Source organism: [Clostridium] ammoniilyticum (genome assembly GCF_025566905.1).
In the GTDB taxonomy this organism is placed as follows: domain Bacteria; phylum Bacillota_I; class Bacilli_A; order Erysipelotrichales; family Coprobacillaceae; genus Faecalibacillus; species Faecalibacillus intestinalis.
Genome location: NZ_JAOQJR010000001.1, coordinates 373777 through 394672, shown reverse-complemented (window position 1 = coordinate 394672; position 20896 = coordinate 373777). Strand labels below are relative to the sequence as shown.

The window sequence follows — 20896 nt, the reverse complement described above, 5'->3', positions numbered from 1 at the left end:
TATCTCCTCTTGTTATACAAAGAAATAGGTTCAATAATGAACCTAAATCTTATAACTATTTTGATAATTTATTTGATTTAAATTTTCTTAATTTAAATCCTTTTTTTTCATCGAATCCAATCATTAAGCCTAAAACCAAAGGAACAATAAATGCTATACCACAAGCAATACATGCATTGATAAAATCTTGTCCAGGTCCTCCAGCAAATTGAAGAATAGTCATGAAGTTTGTTGCTCCAAAAGAATAAACAGTTACTCCTAAGAAACCACCAACTAACCCTGCTATTGCACTTCCAATAACTTGTACAATCATTGCTTTTTTATTTCTCACTAATACACCAAAGATTGTAGGCTCACTAATACCACCAACAATTAAAGTTACTGCATTAACTCCTGCCATTTGTTTTTCTTCGCCCTTTGCACGAATTAAATAAGCTACAATCATACCTGACATAGCATAATATGCAATGTTCATACCTACGAATACTACAGGATCAAATCCAGCAGTTGTCATATTGACCAAACCAATTTGACCAACTGCGACATGCATACCAGTAGCAATTAAAAATGGGAATACTGCACTTACCAAAGCAATAGCCAATGGTCCTGCAACATCATATAAAGTTGTGATAACCCATGACATACCTTCACCTAACCAGTTACCAATTGGAGCTAATCCACAAAACATCAAAGGAATCATGATAAATAATGTACAAAATGGTACTCCCATAATCTTAAATGATTTTGGAATAACATTATCAAAAAACTTAAAAACATATTGCAATACCCAAACAGTAAGTAAAGTTGGTAACAATGTTTGTGCATAATTAACTAAAGGCATTGATAGAATACCATACATTTTAAAAGGTTCACCTGTTGTTACAATACTTAGAATATTAGGATCAATTAACAATGCTCCTAATAATAATGCCATCGGAATACTTGTATTAACTTTCTTAGCAGTTGACCATGCTACAAATATAGGCATAAAGTAAAATCCACAATTTCCTACAATTGATATCATTTTCATAAAAGGATGTTCCACATTCATAACATTGAACAAATCTGGACCCAACATTGCATATAACATTTTAAATAATCCTGCACCCATCATAATAGGTAAAATTGGAGCAATAGATCCTGAAATAAAATCTAAGACTTTTCCTGGAATCTTTTTAAAATCAAACGGTTCTTTATCTAGATTTTCTTCGATTGATTTTGTTTTTTCAATTCCACTTATTTCACAAAACTCTGGGTATATTTCTGAAACATGTTGTCCAATTATAATTTGGAACTGTTCCCCAGAGAATTGTGCTCCAATTGCACCTTTCACTTCTTTTACTGCTTCAACGTTTACTTTTGATTTGTCTTTAACATTAAGACGTAATCTTGTCATACAATGAACAACACCTGAAATGTTTTCCTTGCCACCGACATTTTTAATAACTTCATTACAAAACTCTGTATACTTTGCCATTTTTCTTTCCTCTCTTTAATATAATATATATGCTAACAAGATATTTGCGCGCTATTTTATCTTGTAAAAGCCCAAAATAAAACCTGATGCTAATAAGAACATTATGAAAACATTCTTAGTATACATCAGGTAAAGCCTTATTTAAGTTACAATCCTGCTCTTGTACAAAATCTATTAATATGTATAACTAAATATAGAAGCTCCTCTTTACTAGGTTCTATATTTAATTCAGCCAAAATATATAATTTAATTTTTTCTATAGTTTTTCTTAATTCTGGAAATTTCTCATATACTTCATCATATAATTTGACATTCTCAGAATTTGTTTCATTTAATCGTGTCGAACGTTTTAATAAATATTTAAGATGTGTTACAAATCGAGAATAATTAAAATCATTACGATCAATAATAATATTCATTTCACTCTCAACAATTTCTGTAATATCATCTATAAAATGTGTTATTTCATCTTTTTGTGTTCCAATTGTAGTCATTTGTTCTGCATTAATGAAATGCAACGCTATCCCACTTACCTCACTCAAAGGCAACTGAATAGATAATCTTTTTTCTATATGGTTAATAGCCCATTTTCCTAATAACATTTCTTTTTCATACAAATGCTTGATTTCATTTGTCATTGGGTTACTTATGACAAGCCCGTTCTTTACATTCTCAATTGCAAAATTAATATGATCACAAAGTGAAAACCAAAATGTTCTACTAAGGTTAACTCCTAAGTAATCACTTCCTTTTTCAACAATTTCTAATGTGACATCAATTACCTCTTCAGGAATCTCACTTAATAAAGTAACATAATGAGAATCTAAACTATAGTATGTTCTATCTATCTTTGATAAATCAACTTCATATGGAGGCTTTGAGAATCCAATTCCTTTACCCATCGCGACCACTTCATGACCATTATCATCAACACAAATAGCAACGTTATTGTTAATATTTTTTATAACCTTCATTCTTTTCAACCCCAGTCCATTTGTTATTGATTATTTAAAACATAACTTAATATTACTGATTCACTTCACTCTTGTCAATTATAACTAAAATAGAACTTCACCTTTTTTAACTTCTCTTTCACCTAAGTTAAAATCTTTTTCATACCCTGAAGGAAAAACTACCATTGTTGTCAAATTGTAACCTTTATCTTTAATAAATTGATTATCAAATTGAACAATAGGTTCTCCAGCTTTTACATAATCACCTTGTGAAATTAAAGAGGTAAAACCTTCTCCATTTAATTCAACAGTATCTAAACCTATATGAACAATACATTCAATCCCATCTTTTGTTTTAATTCCTACAGCATGACCAGTTGGAAAAACACTCTCAGCAACACCACTTATTGGTGAAACAACAACTTGACTTTGTGGAATGATTGCAAAACCATCTCCCATAAGTTTTTGAGAAAATACACTATCGGGTACATCTTTTAATAATATCAATTGTCCATCTAGTGGTGAAACAATTTTAAATTTTTCTTTTTTAAATAAACTAAACATTATTTTTTCTCCTTTTTCTATTTTATCTAACAAAAAAACTTCCTTATCTGCAACCAAAAAATCATAAGAATTTTTCGGGAAAGCCTTCAAAGGAAGTTACAAACCTATTTATTCTTTTTTCTACGCCCTTATAATAATTTAATATTATTAAAAAGTCAACAGCTTTTTAAATATTTTTTGATTATTTCTGATTCAAAAATGATAATATCTCAATGTATCCAGGGGAGGTTATTATGAAAAAGGTTGAATTGAGAATGAATGAACAGAATAAGTATGAAATAATCAAGAAACTTGTAGAAACAGATGAAAATAAGAAAAGAGCAGCTACTAAGCTTGGATGTACAGTAAGAACAATCAACAACTTATCATTAAATACAAGAAACAGGGAAAGAAGAGATTCATGCATGGAAACCGTGGAAGACTGCCCGCTTCTGCAGTTCCTTTAGATATAAAGAATAAGATCATCTCTCTTTATATTAATGATTTCTCTGGCGCAAACTTCACTCACTTCTGTGAGATTATGGAAAGTGACTTTCGTATAAAGATAAGTGATACAACACTCAACAACTGGATGAAAGCTGAGGAAGTGCTCTCTCCAAAATATTTGATGAACAGGATGAACATCCAAGACGTCCTAAATCAAAATATGCAGGTGAGATGATACAGATGGATGCATCATCATTCCATTGGATTGAAAAAGAAGTGTGGCATCTGCATGTTGCAATTGATGATGCCGATGGTAAAATCGTTGGTGCCTACTTTGATTATCAAGAAACTCTTAAAGGATATTACAATGTCCTCCATCAAATATTAACGAATCATGGTATCCCTACTTTATTTTATACTGACAGACGTACTGTATTTGAATATAAAAGAAAAAAACAGACCTTCAGATGCTGAGGACACATTCACTCAGTTCTCTTATGCCTGTCATAATCTGGGAATCGATATAAAAACTACGAGCGTACCCCAAGCAAAAGGGAGAGTCGAAAGACTCAACCAGACGCTCCAGTCACGATTACCAGTCGAACGAAGGCACACTCATATCACCAACATAGAGGACGTCAATGAATTTTTAAACTCCTACATAAAAAAATTCAATGATCAGTTCGCTCTACGCCTTAACAGTACCGAATCGGTATATGAGAAGCAACCATCTATGGAGGAAATTAATCGTACTCTTGCAGTACTTTCAACTAGAACTATAGACAAAGGCCACTGCATCAGATTCCAGAGTAAATACCATTTTCCAGTACCTGAAAATGGTGACAGAAGATACTTTGCAGGAAAGACTGACTACATGGTCATTGAGACATTTGATGGACAGCTTCTGGCAAATATCGCTGATAAGCTTTATCTGATGGAAGAAGTACCCGAATATGAACTAATATCAAAGGAATTTGATGCTCCTAAGGAAGCACCTAAGAAAGAAAAGAAAAAGTATATTCCTCCAATGAATCATCCATGGAGAAAAGCGAGCTTTGTCAGTTATGCTGCAAAACAAAAGCACCGTTATGGTGCTAATGTTTGATTATTTTTGAGACATTATCAATTTCGGTTGACGAAACTTAACCACTATTTTCATAAATTTATTTACATATTTTTATGACTATGTTATTATACTTTCCAATGAGGGAGTAGTCTCACAAAAATGTGTGATGTTATCAACAGACGCGGATTTAATATCCTGGTGCATCTTAAAGACAAGACTCGTTAAAGAATAATTTTCTTTAGCGAGCTTGTCTTTTTTTGTTTGCTAAAGAGATAGGAGGCATATATGTATTATCAAAAAAGAATATCTGAAGTTATGAAAGCTTGTGAAACAAGTGAAAATGGATTAAGTCATGAAGAAATTATCAAACGTCATCAGCAATTTGGCTATAACATCTTAGATGAAAAGAAAAAGGAAAATCCTTTTATGATTTTTCTTAAACAATTTCAAGATTTATTAGTTATTATTTTAATCATTGCAGCAATCATTTCTGGAATGAGCGGACAGATAGAAAGTACAATTGTTATTGTCAGTGTTATTATTGTCAATGCAATACTCGGAACGATTCAAACATTAAAAGCAGAGAAATCATTGGATAGTTTAAAGAAACTTTCTGTTCCTAAAGCGAAAGTTATACGTGAGGGAACACTTCAAGAAGTTGATTCTACAGAACTAACAATTGGCGATCTTGTCCAAATTGAAGCAGGTGATGTGATTAGTGGTGATGGACGTATTATTGAATGCTCATCTCTCCAAATCAATGAAAGTGCATTAACTGGAGAAGTAGAAAGTGTCGATAAAACAACGGATGTGATTACTGGTCAAGTTGTTGTTGGTGATCAAAAAAATATGGTTTTTTCAAGTAGTTTAGTTACAAATGGAACAGGACGTTATATCGTTACCCATATTGGTATGCAAACTGAAATTGGAAAGATTGCATCAATGTTAAACAATGCCAAAGAAAGAAAAACACCTTTACAAAAAAGTCTAGATGATTTTAGTGGAAAGCTATCTATTGGTATTTTCTTTATTTCACTCATTGTTTTATGTTTAAATCTCTTTTTAGCAAAACAATCTTTAATTGATTCTTTAATGATTGCTGTCGCTTTAGCAGTTGCAGCAATTCCAGAAGCATTGAGTTCAATTGTCACAATTGTTTTATCAATGAGTACTCAAAAAATGGTCAAAGAAAATGCGATTATCAAGAACTTAAATTCAGTTGAAAGTTTAGGGTGTGTCTCTGTCATCTGTAGCGATAAGACAGGAACTTTAACCCAAAATAAAATGACACCACAAACAATTTATTTTTATAATCATTTAATGAAAATTTCTGAATTAGATAATCGTCATCATGATCACAGTGTCTTATTAAAATCTTGTTTATTATGTAATAATGCAGTTATCAACGGTGAACAAAGAATTGGTGATCCAACTGAACTTGCTTTAATTGATTTGGTTCATGAATATACAAAGAATGATATTGAATTCAAACATACTGCAGTGAGAACTTCTGAATTACCTTTTGATTCTGATAGAAAATTAATGAGCATTTCTTCTTTAAATCATATTTATACAAAAGGTGCTCCTGATGTTATTATTAAAAGATGTTCAACAATATTAATTAATGGTATTAAAGAACCCATTACAAAAAGACATCTAGATGCGATTGAAAAAGAAAATCAAAGATGTGCAAACAATGGTTTACGTGTTTTAGGTTTTGCATATAAAGATTACAGAGGAAATCAAGTCACATTAGAAGATGAACATGATTTAACATTTATAGGTTTAGTTTCTTTAATGGATCCACCACGTATTGAAAGTCAAGATGCGGTAGCTAAATGTAAGATAGCAGGTATTAAACCTATTATGATTACAGGTGATCATGTTGTGACTGCCAGAGCAATTGCTACGCAAATTGGGATTTATGAAGATGGGGATTTATCTATTGAAGGTTATGAATTAGATAAGATGAGTGAAGAGGAACTTGATGAAAAATTACCTCATATTAGTGTTTATGCAAGAGTTGCTCCTGAGCATAAGATTAGAATTGTAAAAGCCTGGCAAAAACGTGGCGATATCGTCGCAATGACAGGTGATGGTGTCAATGACGCTCCAGCATTAAAACAAAGTGATATCGGTGTTGCAATGGGAATAACTGGAACAGAGGTTTCTAAAGATGCAGCAAGTATGATCTTGACTGATGATAATTTTTCAACAATTGTTAAAGCAGTGATCACTGGACGTAATGTTTATCGTAATATTAAAAATTCGATCAACTATTTATTATCTGGTAACTTTGCTGGAATTCTTTGTGTTTTCATTGCATCATTACTTTTATTGCCAACACCTTTCTTCCCTGTACACCTACTATTTATGAACTTAATTACAGATTCATTACCTGCCATCGCAATTGGTATGGAAACAGGAAAAAATGGTGTTTTAAAAGAAAAACCAAGAAGTTCTTCCGATTCTATTCTAAACAAACAAACTGTTTTACAAATCACTTTTGAAGGTATTATAATTGCAATTTGTACAATGTGTGCTTATTTATTTGGACTAAAACAAGATCCTCTTGTTGCATCTACTATGGCATTTGCTACAATTTGTCTAGCTCGTCTATTACATGGTTTCAATTGTCGTAGCAATCTTCCATTAACAAAGATTGGTTTTTATACAAATCGTTCAAGCATCTATGCATTCTTAATTGGATTTTCTTTACTGCATGTCATTTTATTCGTGCCATTTATGCACAGTTTATTTATGATTCAAACAATCTCGATAACTCAATTATTTGTTATTTATGCATTTGCATTGATTCCTACTATAATTATTCAGACTAAAAAATATTGGTCATCTGTTAAAATTAATAAATAAAATTTTATAAAATGCATCAACATATATTATAAATGATTGCATAATATATTTATGTTCTCTGTAACGAGATGTTATAAAAGTAGTTACAGGTATGACACAGTGGCACTCCTCTAGTGATATCAAATAGACAGACTCATCCCAATAAACAAATAGAGATATGGTTTTCTTACAAGAAAATCATATCTTTTTAATTACTGATTTTTTGTAGCATATTTTCTATGTTTTCTTTTGACTCATAAAGACAAGTTTTTATTTGTGACATGTCTAAATCAAATTGATAAGAACTGTACTCGAACATAATACTTGTAAAATTTAATAAACTATAAACACTCATAATAATATCATCAAGTTCTACATCTTCAGGATAATATGTTTTTAATTTTTCTTCACCATATTCTTGTTTTAATTCTACTTTTATCACTTTGACTTTTTCATTCATGACTATCCACTCCTTGCTAGCATTATCGATGAATAATCATGAAACATCTAGTCTTGTATATATAATTTTTTTGAGTTAAGATTACACACTTAACTTTTTTGACTCGTCATACAATACCCACCATAAAACTCCATAGCCGATAGTATAAAATCAGTTATTCCTTTATCGTTAGATATATTGATATATTGTATAAGTTTTTCTTTTTGCTCCTTTGATACCAAAAATGTTATTTTTTCTCTAGTTTCTGCCATAATCTCCTCCTATTAATGTTATTTACACCCTCTTTTATTTCTAAATTAGTCCCATTTTATCAAGATAAATTCAATTGTTATTAAAGATCCTACACCCACTTTTACACCTAGCCTTTAACCTGCACAGTCAAATTCATGATTTGAATAATTAATATATCCTCATAACGTTAAAAAAGAAATCTTCATTTTAAGATTTCTTTCATATTTCGCCACACGTTCTCTTATAATTCATAATGGCATTATTCCTTTATTTTTCCTTACAAATCGCACACGGTTGAATTTTGGAGCGAACACGCCCTCATTAATAAACAATATGTATCTTCACTTTGCAATTTCCATAACTATGATGAAACTCATCATTGTACTTTGATAAGTCAATATTTAACATTCCAATATAAACAGTTACCCGATGTGTTTTGCATCGTTAGCCGAAGCAATTGCAATACATTTAAAGAGTTCAAAGACACTCATTGTTTCATTTTCTTCAAGATAGACTTGACTTCCTCCCATACTTGAAGCATAAGCTGAACACGTTAAAATATCATCCCATTTCAAACGCTTTTCTTGAATGGCTTCAAACAATAAAATCATCGTCATAATCTTTGTTGTCGATGCCGGATAAAGCTTTTTTGTCGCATTTTTTTGATATAAAATTTGTTGGCTTTGAGCATCTATTAAAACAGCACTTTCTGCCCCACTTGCAAGATTCGTTGCATGAACAACATTGATTTGACAAAAAAGCATCATGATCCCCACGAACAAACATAATCCTTTTTTTAACATGTAAAACCACCTCATGACATTGTATGTTTTTTTGTCAATTTCTTGATAAAAACGAAAAAAAAGAGAAAATTACTTTTCCCTTGATTTTAATATGTACTGTTCAAAAAGAGGCCAATGATCCAAAACCGCTTGTCCAATTTGTGGATCATACATTTTTCCTAAATTCTTTTCTATTTCATGATAACAAAAATCAAATGATTGTATATCACGATAATTTCTTTTTGATGACATCGCATCAATTGAATCACATAAAGCAATAATACGTGATCCTAAAGGAATTTCTTTTCCTTTAAGTCCATAACTATATCCTTTATCATCAAAACGTTCATGATGGTGTAAAACAATTTTACTAAAAGGTGCTAATAAATGAGATTTATCAAGAAGGTTTGCACCAATTTGAGGATGTGTCTTCATCATTTCCCATTCTCGCCCATCTAATTTTCCTTCTTTATTTAAAACCGCGTCATCTATTCCTATTTTCCCAATATCATGCAAATGGGCAGCAATATGAATCATCCGTGTTTCACTTCTATTTAAACCGAGTAATCCACAAAGAATTTCTGCCATATCACTTACTCTTTTTGAATGTCCTGCTGTATAAGGGCTTTTAGCGTCAAGTGCTGTCATGATACATTCAATAATTTCATGATACTCTAACAATGTACTTTTTTTACATTGATATTTTCTTGTATGTCTGCTCATTTCTATCCTCATGTTATCAAACGCTAACAATTATAACAAAGAAAAGATGATTTTTCATCATCTTTTCTTCCAATAATTTTCAATTGTTTTAATAGATTCATTAGAAACTTCTTGAGGGTTTAATTGAGGATAAGATAAGTAATAGCCTTGTAAATAATCCACCCCTAACTCTAAGACTTTAAGAAGTTCTTCTTTCGTTTCAATACCCTCTGCAATAATATAACCCTCTCTTTGATGTGCATACTCAACAATATTTGAAACAAGTTGTTGCTTATCAAAATCTTTATCAATATTTCTTACAATAGTAAGATCAATTTTTATGTATTTTGGACTTAAATTTAATAAATTAATTTCTGTATTATAACCACTACCATAATCATCCAATGCAAACATTCCTGAAAAACCTTTGGTTCCTCTTTTACGAATCAAAGCTTCTTCTGACATATTTTCTTCTTCTGTTACTTCTACGACGATTTGTGATTGAATATGACTAAAATAGCGATGGAAGCGTTCACGGTCTTCATCATTTAAAGACACCGATGCAATAGAATTAATAAATAATAAAGCATCTTCTTTAACTAATTTATTTTTTCTTAATTGATCAAAAGTTTCTGTTGATTTAAAAATACAAATTCTTTCTACATCTTCAAGTTTATTTTCCTCACGTGCAATTCTTAAAATCATTTCAGGATTTTTCAAAGTAGCAAGTTGACTACGCATTAAAGCTTCATAAGCAATAATTTCTCCATTTTTTGCGGAAAGAATCGGTTGGAAATGATATGTTAATTGTTCCTTTTCAATTAATTGATAGAACTCTAAATGCATTTGTCGATCATGTTTTTCATCTTCATAAAGGGCCTTATCAAATTCTGCAAGGTTTCCCTTTGTAGATTTCTTAACTTGGTACATTGCAAAATCTGCATATTTTTTCAAAAAGTCAAAATAAATACTATCTTGAGGATACCAAGAGATCCCAATAGAGGCACTTAAATTCATTTTATTGCCATTAGGTAATAAAACTGTTCTATGTTGCATAATTGATGTCATTGAAATAAGTCTTTGTCGTATTTCTTCTTGGTTGTCAAAACCATATAAGAATAAATAGAACTCATCTCCTGAAACACGCGCACAAATTGTTTTTTCAGGAACATTTTCTTGGAAACATTTTCCACATTGACGAATATAGTTATCGCCCCAATCATGTCCAAAGGCATCATTGATTTTTTTCAAGTTATCTAAATCAATCATCACCAAAGCAGCATTTTTTAGTTGTTCAGAGTGTTCAAATAGATAATCCATGTGTCTTTGGAAAGAAAAACGATTATACAATCCTGTTAAAACATCATAATCACGTTCATGTTCAATACGTTGTCTTTCTAAATAACTTGTCGTAATATCTTCGGCAATACCAATTTCACGATCTGCTTCTTTTCTCATTTTCAAACGTACATAACGTAAGCCTACATATTTTTTTATACAGTAAATACGTTCGTTTTCATTTTTAATTTCAACTTGATAATCCCTTTCTACTTCTTTAAATAATTCTTCAAATTGTTCATAAGTTAAAGGAAGAGTGACCTTATCAATACCAAGCAACAAGAAGAAATTGTCTGTGACATAAACATTTTTACTTCCCTTTTTAATTTCATAACCACCAATATCAATACTTGCCATATTCATAATGTTTAAGAATTTTGTCGACGTTTCCAAAACTTCCTGACTTAAATCAATAATTGCGGATGAAAACTGATCAATTTCTTGAATACCTGTCGCGTGTAATTCTGGTATTTCTTTTACGAGTCTTGAATTATCCACTTCTTTAGAAAGACGACTGATTGATCCAGATATTTTTCTAGACACATAAAAGATTCCAATTAATGAAACAATTCCTCCTAATATAATCATTGAAATTTGTAGGTAAAAAAAATGATTAGCGAATGAATAAAGTTGATTTCGTTCAACAAGTGACATCAATTGCCATTGTTGTTTGGAGAAAGGACCATTACTATTATAAATATCTAAATTTTGAATTGCTGCATAGTATTCTTTCCCATTTAAAAATACAAAATTATTTTTATCATAATCTTCTGTTAAATAGAATTTTTTTAATTGCTTACGCTTTAATGATGCCGAGGAAACAACTAAAGAATTGTGTTGAGCATTCGTTTCTACAGAAAGGACATAGCTTCCTTGATTATCATTTTTAAGTTCATCGATCGGCATTAAATTTTCTAAATAAGAAGTAAGAAGTTCAACACCCACCACTCCATAAACGGTTCCATCTGGTAAAATAAGTGGCATCGAATAAGAGATTGCAGAATTCTCATTATTTTTTAAATGATAGCTTTTTTCATTCCAATAACCATATTCCTTTGCTTCCATCTTTATTTTATCATGATATGCCTTTTCAAAAGGTTTATAGAGTAAAGTGTTTTCTTCTGTTGAAAGATCAAAGGTCGATTCCCAATGCGTATCCGTTGAAATATTAAGAGAACGAACAACTTCCACAGGTGCTTTTTCTAAAAGTAAATCTCCATACTCTTTTACAGAAACCGTACTAGGATCATCGTTTCGAATATAAATTCCTGGTTTATTATCTTTATTTTCTCTTAAATCATGTGTATTTAAGATAACAAAAATTCCTGTTGTTTCTTTACTATAAAGCGTTGAAATCAGTTCCTTAGAAATCTCATTTAAAAGCGGTGCACTTGCTTTACTTGAAGAATCCAATGTTTGTAAAGAAATGACATCTTGATCAATAAGTTGTTGGGTACGTTCATTGATTGTTTGTGAAATCGTTGATAAATTAGACCACTTTTGAATCATTTCATTTTGTAGATAACTTTTTCTATTTTCTGTTTGTTGTATCAAAATATCTCTAGCATTTTTATTAAGCTGGCCATTAATCCCCAAAAACCAATAACTCCCTGTCATTAAGACAATTTCAACAAGAAGCACTATTAAAAGTGGCCTTAAAATCGTCCGATATACCGTTTTAGAATTTTCCATCTTATTCATAACGATAATCTCCTATTAATCTTCATATGTTTGTAATTGCATTTTTGTTTCTTGATACCAGTGTTCAAAGTATTCATCACTAGTAAATGAGGCTGTTGCTTGATCAAGATCTTGCCCATTTTTTAAATTAGTTTCAACAACTTGACGGTCTTCAGTTGCTTTATCTGACATCATTGATTGTAAGTAATATCTTGCTTTTGTTCCTTGTTTAAAGGCTTTTGGAGAATACATTGTATTTTCTTTAACTGTGTCAATTGAAACTTCTACAACTTTTTGGGTATCCTTATTGTCATTATTATCAACAAGTGGTTCTACTTTATTGGCTTCTTTTTTAACAGGAAGATATCCTGTTTCTTTAGAAAATTGCACGTTTTGTTTAGCATCTGTTAACCATTTTAAAAATTCTACAGCAGCTTGTTGTCTTGTTTTTGTTGTTTTCATTACAGCCATTCCTGCACCTTGTTGAATCGCATAATTTTTACTATCTTTAAATTGAGGACATGGTAAGGTTTCCATTTTAATTGAATATGTTTCATCATTACTATTTGTTACAGTTTTAGGAAAATAAGTTGCTGAAGAACTCGATCCAACATAACCAATAATATTTCCTGTTTTAATGTCATCTGTTCTAAAGACACCAGAAGCAGTAAAATAACCTTTAATATAAGGAATATAATAATTATCCCATAATTTACGTGCCACTTTTTCATTATAATCAAGTTTCATTTTTCCATCTTTAACTTTAAAGATTTCATGTCCTAATTGCATAGAACCCGCCAAAATATAGTTTGCCATCGCATCACGACCAAAGAATGCTTTTCCATCATTTGGTTTTGGTGTTAAACTATCCGTCCATTCATAATATTTTTGTGAAACTTCTACAAGTCCTTCAATTGTTGATAAATCTTTAGAACTTACATTGGTTGCTTTTGCAAAAACATCAAAATCTGTTTTATTGATTGTTAAAATTTCTGTTGATTTTGCAACAGGAAAAACTTTCAATTTTCCATTATTTAAAATATCCCCATCTTGAACATATCCCTCAATATATTCATCAAGTTCATCATCACTAAAATATTTATTTAAATCAACAATACCATGCATTTGATCAATTGTATAAGCAATGTCATTATAGGCTGAAAACATATCTGGAATCTCACTTGCTCCTACTTTCTTTTCAATAGAATCTTTAAGGTTTTTTTCCAAATCATTTACCGTTCCACAAGAAACACTTTCAACATATATCCCATTTTCTTTCCCTTGTGTACGATTAAATTTCTTAACTAACGTATTAAACGAACTTAATTGATCTCCGTTATAATAGGTCCATACTGTAATATCAACAGGATTTGATGAAGAATAAAGTTCTTCTTTTTGACTCCCACATCCTGATAATAAAACCCCTAAAATAATAAAACTACTCATAATTCCCTTTTTCATATTTTCCACCTTCTTGGCACCTATTATCTCATAAAATCTCCTTTTTATCGAGAATTTTCTATGAAATTAATACATATTTGCTTTTTACAATGAATTAAAAAAGAAATCATTTACTGTGATTTCTCTTTTCATATAATAATTTAAAATCTACCAAAAGAAAAAGAAGTATCTTTTTACAAACACTTCCTAAATCTTTTATTTTTAATTTAAGCAATTCCAAAGATTGCCCATACGTATTGTCCAAAGAAACATACGAGTGCACTAATAATAATGAATAAAGCAGCGTATGGTAATACTTTTTTAAGTAATTCTCCATCTCTACCCGCTTCATCAACAGCGACTAATCCAATAGCAATACTTTGTGGTGCCATCATTTTACCAGTAGCAACACCTAAGCTGTTTGCGGCAACAAGCCAATATTTATTAGCACCAATACTTGCAGCAGTTGACATTTGAACTGATCCAAATAAAGCACTTGAACTTGTACCTGATCCTGTAACGAATGTACCTAATGCTCCTAACATTGGGGCAAAGAATGGATAAACAGGTCCAAATACTGAAAATAAAGCGGCAACGGCAGCAATCATTCCTGAATATTGCATAACACGAGCTGTTGCTAAAATAAATAACATTGTTAAAATTGTAAACATCATTTGTTTTAATGTTGCAATAAAGACAGCAACCATTTCTGATACTTTTGCTTTTTGGATAAATCCACCAACAATTGCACATAAAATAATTAAGACACCTGGTGTATTGATCCATGTAAATGTTGTCATACTTGCGTTTTTGAATGTAGAAATTTTTACACTTGTCGCAAATGATGATAACGCATCATGAATTGGTGGTACTAAATTACTTGTAAGTAATAAAACAACAAAGATTAAAACAAACGGTGATAATGCTTGTAAAGTTTTTCCTACTTTTAAAGGACTTCCTTTTTTTACTTCTAAACGATATTCATCAGGAATAGCGTCTGGATTTGTAAATTTCATACTAGCTAAAATTGTACATACTAATGAGATAACTGAAGCTGCAACCCCCGCAAGTTCAGCACCAACAAAATATGAAACAACCATTTCTGGAATTAAGAAAGATAATCCTGAAACTAAAACAACTGGTACAATGCCTTTAAAGGCAGAAGATTTTCCTTTTGTACTTTTTCCTAAAATATAAACCATTACAAATGGTGTTAAAATAATTAAAACACTTAATGCACATGAAGTAGCAAAAGCAATTAAGTTATTTTCTAAACCTAAGTTTGTTGCAAGTGTTACTGTAGGAATAGCAATTGACCCATATGGTGTTGGTGTTGCATTGGCAACTAAACAAACAAGACATGCTAGAATTGGATTAAAATCTAAAACCCATAACATACTTGCTGGAATTGCAACAGCTGTACCAAATCCAGCCATAGCTTCCATGAAACCACCAAATGACCATCCAATTAATAAAACTAAAACACGTTTATCAGCGGATACACTTGTAAGTAATTTTTTAATCATATCGATTGATCCTGTACGTAAAGATAAGTTATACGTAAAAACAGCTGCAATAATTACAATAACGATTGGCCACATTGCAAATGCAAAACCTTCTAAAATAGAAGTTAATGTATCTGACATAGAGAATCCAAAATATGTTAATGCTTCAACAGCAGCAATAATTAAGGCACCTAAAGCAGCCTTATATCCTGGCCATTTTAAACCACATAAAGCGATTACTAACCAGATAATAGGTAATAAACCTAAGATAAAATTAATAATTAGCATTATTTTTCCCCCTCTTGACAAGCTTATTATAGTGATATTTTATAAAATTTCCATTACTTTTGTAATTTTTCTCAATTTCTTCTTTATTCTCATATTTTTTGTGCTAAAATGGTCTTGCAAAATGGAGGAGATTTAAAATGAAAGAAATTAGTTATGTAGTTAATAACACATTAGGTATTCATGCAAGACCTGCTGCATTGCTTGCTCAATGTTGCGTGAATTTCAAAAGCCAAGTAAGAATTTACTTAGACGAAAAAGTTGCTGATGGAGATAACGTTCTTCAAATCTTAGCATTAGGTGCTAAAAAAGGTGATACTTTAAGAGTTGATATCGATGGTGATGACGAAGAAGTTGCAGCAAAAGCAATTGAAGAATTATTACATGGTGCTTTTGAAGAAAAGAAACCTGTAGATGTTTTAAAAATCGCATTCTTTGGAACTAAAGATTATGATAGAACTTTCTTTAGTGAATTAGTAAAAGATAAAGGTCAAGGAACTTACAATTCAGATATCAAATATTTTGATTCTCAATTAGGACCTGAAACTGCTGGTTTAGCTCAAGGTTATGATGCTGTATGTATCTTCGTTAACGATAACGCTTCAAGACCAGTTGTTGAAAAATTACATGAATGTGGTGTTAAATTAATCTTATTACGTTGTGCTGGATTCAACAATGTTGATTTACAAGCTGCAAAAGAATGTGGAATTACAGTTTTACGTGTTCCTGCTTATTCACCATATGCAGTTGCTGAACATGCAATGGCAATTCTACAAGAAGCAAACCGTCGTTTACACAAAGCTTATACAAAAGTTAAAGATAACAACTTTGCTTTAAGTGGTTTATTAGGTTTAGACCTACATAATAAAGTTGCTGGTATCATGGGTACTGGTAAAATCGGTCAATGTATGGCTAGAATTTGTAAAGGTTATGGTATGACAGTTTTAGGATGGGATGCTTATCCTAACCAAGCATTAGTTGATGAAGGTTTATTAACTTATGTAAGTAAAGAAGAATTATTAAAGAGAGCTGATTTAATTTCTTTACACTGTCCATTAATTATGGGAGATAATGGAACTTATCATTTAATTAATGATGAAACAATCGCTTTAATGAAAGATACAGTTATGTTAGTTAATACAAGCAGAGGACCTATCATTGATCCTGAAGCATTAATCAGAGCATTAAAACAAGGTAAATTCCATGCTGTTGCTTTAGACGTATATGAAGGTGAAGATAATAACGTTTATACAGATAAAAGTGATGTTGCTATCACAAACGATATCACAGCTCGTTTACAAATGTTCCCTCAACTTGTTTTAACAAGTCACCAAGCATTCTTTACTCGTGAAGCTTTACAAGCAATCGCTGTTGTTACAATGGAAAATGCACGTAACTTCAATGAAGGTAATGAATTAGGAAGCGCTGAATGTAAAGCATAATAATAATGGAGCCAAGTGTGGCTCCTTTTTTATTATTTAAAATTACGATATTATTTTTAATAATTCTTGAGTTAATTTTGAATCTAAAGCAGTAAATAGCTTTTTACCTTGGTTGTTTGTGAATACATAACATATATCGTTTTTTTCTTGATATTGTAAGGCACTTTTGTATTTAGGAAGTTCAAATTTAACTCCATTTTTAATCTTATCTAAAACATATTCTTTTTCTCCAAAAGTACTATCAATCACCACTTTATTGTTTTCAATATCAATCACTTTAATTGTCGTAAGATGAACATCAAACATACATAATCCCTCCTTTTTTATAAATTATAATACTTACTTGTGTAAATCTTGTGTTTTCAATTGTAAGTACATAATATTTACACATAATAATGTTATAATATAATAAAGATAAGAGGTGATCTATATGAAGCTTATTTATTTAGTAGTTTTTATTATTATCATCATTATTGGAATTTATCTTTATTTATTCATCCAAGATAGAAAAAATAAAGGTAAAGAAAACAAAGAAACTTACTTAAAAACAAAAGAACTTCATGATTTATCCAGAGATGTTCATAGTGACAACTATGAAATTTCAAGAGCACAAGCACATATGACTTTCCGCAGTCCCGGAGGCATGTAATCTTACACTCTAACCCTATCATATTGAAAAGGATGTACAAAACATCCTTTTCATTTAAATAAAAAAAGAGTCTTACGCCTAAGCGTAAAACTCACTTCTTCACTATTTAGGTAAGAACACTAAGAAGATTACAAAACAGATATCTAAGATCCATACGATTGGCTTAATTTCTTTAATTTTACCAACACCAATCATAGAAACGGTATATGTAATAAATCCAATAGCAATACCATTTGAAATAGAATAAGCTAAGATCATAAAAATAACTGTCATGAATCCACTTGCTGCATAAACAAGATTATCCCATTCAATACCTTTTAATTGTTGTGCCATTAAAATACCAACAATAATTAATGCAGGCGCTGTCACTGCACTTGTAACACATGAAAGTAATGGTGAAAAGAAAACAGATAATAAGAAGCATACCCCAGTAGTAACCGCAGTTAAACCAGTTCTTCCCCCTACTTCAACACCTGAAGTTGATTCAACGAATGATGTAACAGTTGAAGTTCCAGCAATAGAACCAATAACTGTACCGATTGAATCAGCTAATAAAGCACGATCTACGTTTTCTAGATTTCCAGTTTCATCAACTAAGTTTGCTCTGTTACATACAGCAACTAAAGTCCCTGCAGTATCAAAGAAATCAACAAATAATAATGAAAAGATGGCTACATAACATTGTGGATGTGAAGTTAATTCTCCAAGTCCTGAAGCAAATGCTCCTACTAATGAAAAATCAAAGTCAAATGAAATAACTCCAGTAGGAATTTCTGGCATTCCTTCAACACCACAAACTCCAGCAAAAATTCCCACAACAGCTGTAACAACTAAACCATAGAAAACAGCTCCAGAAACATTTTTAGTTAAAAATAATAAAGTAATTAAAATACCAACTACTGCTAAAATAACTGTTGGTTCTTGTAAGTTACCAAGACCGACAAATGTTGATTCATTTGCGACAATAATACCTGCATTTTTTAGACCAATGAAGGCAATAAAGAAACCAATACCTGCCCCAATTGCTAATTTAAGTTGTGCAGGAATAGCATTAATAATCATTGTTCTAATTCCTGTAATAGAAATAACTAAGAAAATAATACCTGAGACAAAAACACAGGCTAAGGCTCCTTTATAAGATAAGCCCATACCAAAACAAATTGTATAAGTAAATAAAGCATTCACACCCATACCAGCAGATAAAGCCACTGGATAGTTTGCAACAAGTCCCATAATAATGGTAGCTACAGCAGAAGCAATAGCAGTTGCAAGGAATACCCCTTGAACAGACATTCCCGTTTCACCAAGCATTGCTGGATTGACTGCTAAAATATAAGCCATTGCTAAGAATGTTGTCACACCTGCTAAAATTTCAGTTTTTACTGTAGTGCCTTTTTCACTTAACTTAAAAAACTTGTCTAACATAAATTTCCCCCTTCTTCAAACGTTATTATCGTACATTATTTTTAGACAATTGACAAGCAAACAAAAAAAGCACTTACATAAAAAGTGCTAATAACAAGGGCATAAATACCGCTGGTAAAAGATTGCCTACTTTAATTTTTGTATGAAAACATAAATTTGTCCCTACCGCAAATATTAAAACCGAACCCACAAAAGAAATATTAGAAATCATCGTCATCGTAAAATAAGGTGCTAGAAAAGAAGCACAAACTGTCAGTAATCCTTGATAAACAAAGATAGGAATTGCGGAAAAAATAGTTCCCACACCTAATGTTGAAGCAAAGACCATAACAATAACAAAGTCCATGACCGCTTTTGAAATCAAGATACTTGGATCATGTAGTAAACCATCTTGAAAAGAACCAACAATAGCCATGGCTCCTACACATATAACAAGTGAAGTTGAAACGAAACCTTCAATAAATTTAGAATCATTGCTTTTTACTTTACTTTTTAAATAAAAACCGAACTGTTCAATTCTTTTTTCAATATTAATAAATTCTCCTATTAAAGCTCCAAAACATAAAGATAAAACAAGAATTAAAGAACCCGTTGACTCTATTATTGATTTAGAAATCTTTAACATTCCTGTCATCGCCCCTGAAATACCGACAAACAAAACTGCTAAACCAATTCCTTGCATAATCGTTTCTTGATACCTATTTTTTAAACCATTTTTTAACAACAAACCAATAATACCACCTACAACAACAGCTATAGTATTAACAATTGTTCCTAATCCAAACATTCAAACAATCCTAACCTTTCCATTTCATAATACACACCATCATTTTCAACACTTTCACAAATGTTATCAGCACTTGCTTTTAACTCTTGGCATGCATTTTTCATTGCTACACCATAATTGCAAACTTGTAACATTTCATAATCATTCATACTGTCACCAAAAGCAATCGTATCTTCCATTTTCATATGAAGTGTTTCAACGACCTTTTTAATAGCAAGACCCTTATCCATTCCTTTTTTGATGATTTCACCATTGATAGAATGTTGGCTAAACATTTCATGAACAATAAAATGGTAATTTGGTAAGAGTATTTTTGTTTTTTCAATATCTTCTCTATTAAAAGCAATGAAACAAAGTTTATGAATTCCTTGATCTTGATATTTGCTTATATCAATCATATGATATTCTTTCCTTTGTTGTTCTTTTAATCTTTCAAACTCTGAATTAGTACCCTCATCACCTAACAAGGCATGAGCAAAATAATGACGTAATTCATCACTAGCAAAAGTCATATAAGTTGATTCTAAATTATAAAGCATATGATTTTGCTCAAAAACTTTTCTTGCTTGTTCAACTTCTTCTTTATCTAAATAAGTTGTTTCAATCATTTCCCCTTTAATTTCAAGATAACCACCCGCTGAACAAATACAACCATCAAAATCATCTGACATAATACTTTCAATACCGACACGATTTCTTCCTGTACATAAAAAAATCAAATGTCCATTCTCTCTTGCTTTTTTAATTCCTTTTTTTACAAGAGCTGATAAAGGATAATTTGGTGTAACTAATGTTCCATCTATATCTAAAAATACTATTTTTTTCATGCTT

17 protein-coding genes and 1 pseudogene are annotated in these 20896 nt (G+C 31.1%); 4 read left to right on the top strand and 14 right to left on the bottom strand.

What is annotated here, in order from left to right; genetic code table 11:
• Positions 1-55: 55 nt before the first annotated feature.
• From OCV55_RS01995 to OCV55_RS01985, 3 genes are all read right to left on the bottom strand, one after another.
• Positions 56-1477: a PTS transporter subunit EIIC gene (locus OCV55_RS01995; RefSeq protein ID WP_117346793.1), complete on the bottom strand. Its 1422-nt coding sequence runs from the start codon at positions 1475-1477 to the stop codon at positions 56-58.
• A 146-nt stretch (positions 1478-1623) separates the two neighbouring features.
• Positions 1624-2451: a PRD domain-containing protein gene (locus OCV55_RS01990; protein WP_117346792.1), complete on the bottom strand. Its 828-nt coding sequence runs from the start codon at positions 2449-2451 to the stop codon at positions 1624-1626.
• 84 nt (positions 2452-2535) lie between these two features.
• Positions 2536-2994 (bottom strand): PTS sugar transporter subunit IIA, encoded by a 459-nt coding sequence (locus OCV55_RS01985; RefSeq protein ID WP_117346791.1) that lies wholly within the window; start codon positions 2992-2994, stop codon positions 2536-2538.
• Between the two features lie 254 nt (positions 2995-3248).
• Between OCV55_RS01985 and OCV55_RS14015 the strand changes: the two are divergent.
• Positions 3249-4525, top strand: a pseudogene (locus OCV55_RS14015) (ISNCY family transposase).
• 246 nt (positions 4526-4771) lie between these two features.
• A complete protein-coding gene (locus tag OCV55_RS01965; RefSeq protein ID WP_117481324.1) occupies positions 4772-7360 on the top strand; it encodes a cation-translocating P-type ATPase in 2589 nt (862 codons plus the stop codon).
• 187 nt (positions 7361-7547) lie between these two features.
• Here the strand turns inward: OCV55_RS01965 and OCV55_RS01960 are convergent, their stop codons facing one another.
• The 7 genes from OCV55_RS01960 to OCV55_RS01930 all read right to left on the bottom strand — a co-directional run bounded on the left by OCV55_RS01960 (position 7548) and on the right by OCV55_RS01930 (position 15765).
• Positions 7548-7799, bottom strand: a complete 252-nt coding sequence (locus OCV55_RS01960) for a hypothetical protein (RefSeq protein WP_117346789.1) — start codon at positions 7797-7799, stop codon at positions 7548-7550.
• A gap of 89 nt (positions 7800-7888) precedes the next feature.
• Entirely contained in the window at positions 7889-8050 is a 162-nt protein-coding gene (locus OCV55_RS01955; RefSeq protein WP_175301072.1) for a hypothetical protein, read from the bottom strand.
• 402 nt (positions 8051-8452) lie between these two features.
• Positions 8453-8833 carry a D-alanyl-D-alanine carboxypeptidase family protein gene (locus OCV55_RS01950; RefSeq protein ID WP_147579653.1) on the bottom strand — a complete coding sequence of 127 codons (381 nt, stop codon included), beginning with the start codon at positions 8831-8833 and terminating at the stop codon, positions 8453-8455.
• Between the two features lie 69 nt (positions 8834-8902).
• Positions 8903-9535, bottom strand: coding sequence for an HD-GYP domain-containing protein (locus OCV55_RS01945; protein WP_147579652.1), 633 nt, complete (start codon positions 9533-9535; stop codon positions 8903-8905).
• Between the two features lie 57 nt (positions 9536-9592).
• A complete protein-coding gene (locus OCV55_RS01940; protein WP_147579651.1) occupies positions 9593-12553 on the bottom strand; it encodes a bifunctional diguanylate cyclase/phosphodiesterase in 2961 nt (986 codons plus the stop codon).
• A 15-nt stretch (positions 12554-12568) separates the two neighbouring features.
• Positions 12569-13993 (bottom strand): extracellular solute-binding protein, encoded by a 1425-nt coding sequence (locus OCV55_RS01935; RefSeq protein WP_147579650.1) that lies wholly within the window; start codon positions 13991-13993, stop codon positions 12569-12571.
• Between the two features lie 206 nt (positions 13994-14199).
• Positions 14200-15765: an L-lactate permease gene (locus OCV55_RS01930; protein ID WP_147579649.1), complete on the bottom strand. Its 1566-nt coding sequence runs from the start codon at positions 15763-15765 to the stop codon at positions 14200-14202.
• Between the two features lie 137 nt (positions 15766-15902).
• Between OCV55_RS01930 and OCV55_RS01925 the strand changes: the two genes are divergently transcribed.
• Positions 15903-17204: a fused HPr family phosphocarrier protein/2-hydroxyacid dehydrogenase gene (locus OCV55_RS01925; protein ID WP_147579648.1), complete on the top strand. Its 1302-nt coding sequence runs from the start codon at positions 15903-15905 to the stop codon at positions 17202-17204.
• A gap of 42 nt (positions 17205-17246) precedes the next feature.
• On the opposite strand, the gene OCV55_RS01920 is transcribed toward OCV55_RS01925, so the two are convergent.
• Positions 17247-17510 carry a hypothetical protein gene (locus OCV55_RS01920; protein WP_032090323.1) on the bottom strand — a complete coding sequence of 88 codons (264 nt, stop codon included), beginning with the start codon at positions 17508-17510 and terminating at the stop codon, positions 17247-17249.
• A gap of 124 nt (positions 17511-17634) precedes the next feature.
• On the opposite strand from OCV55_RS01920, the gene OCV55_RS01915 reads away from it, so the two are divergent.
• On the top strand, positions 17635-17853 hold the full coding sequence (locus OCV55_RS01915) for a hypothetical protein (protein WP_107030335.1): 219 nt from the start codon (positions 17635-17637) through the stop codon (positions 17851-17853).
• Between the two features lie 102 nt (positions 17854-17955).
• On the opposite strand, the gene OCV55_RS01910 is transcribed toward OCV55_RS01915, so the two are convergent.
• From OCV55_RS01910 to OCV55_RS01900, 3 genes are all read right to left on the bottom strand, one after another.
• Positions 17956-19278, bottom strand: a complete 1323-nt coding sequence (locus tag OCV55_RS01910; RefSeq protein ID WP_147579647.1) for an NCS2 family permease — start codon at positions 19276-19278, stop codon at positions 17956-17958.
• A 73-nt stretch (positions 19279-19351) separates the two neighbouring features.
• Positions 19352-20065, bottom strand: a complete 714-nt coding sequence (locus tag OCV55_RS01905) for a DUF554 domain-containing protein (RefSeq protein WP_147579646.1) — start codon at positions 20063-20065, stop codon at positions 19352-19354.
• Positions 20053-20892 carry an HAD family hydrolase gene (locus OCV55_RS01900; RefSeq protein WP_147579645.1) on the bottom strand — a complete coding sequence of 280 codons (840 nt, stop codon included), beginning with the start codon at positions 20890-20892 and terminating at the stop codon, positions 20053-20055. The genes OCV55_RS01905 and OCV55_RS01900 overlap by 13 nt, the downstream gene beginning before the upstream one ends.
• Positions 20893-20896 lie beyond the last annotated feature (4 nt).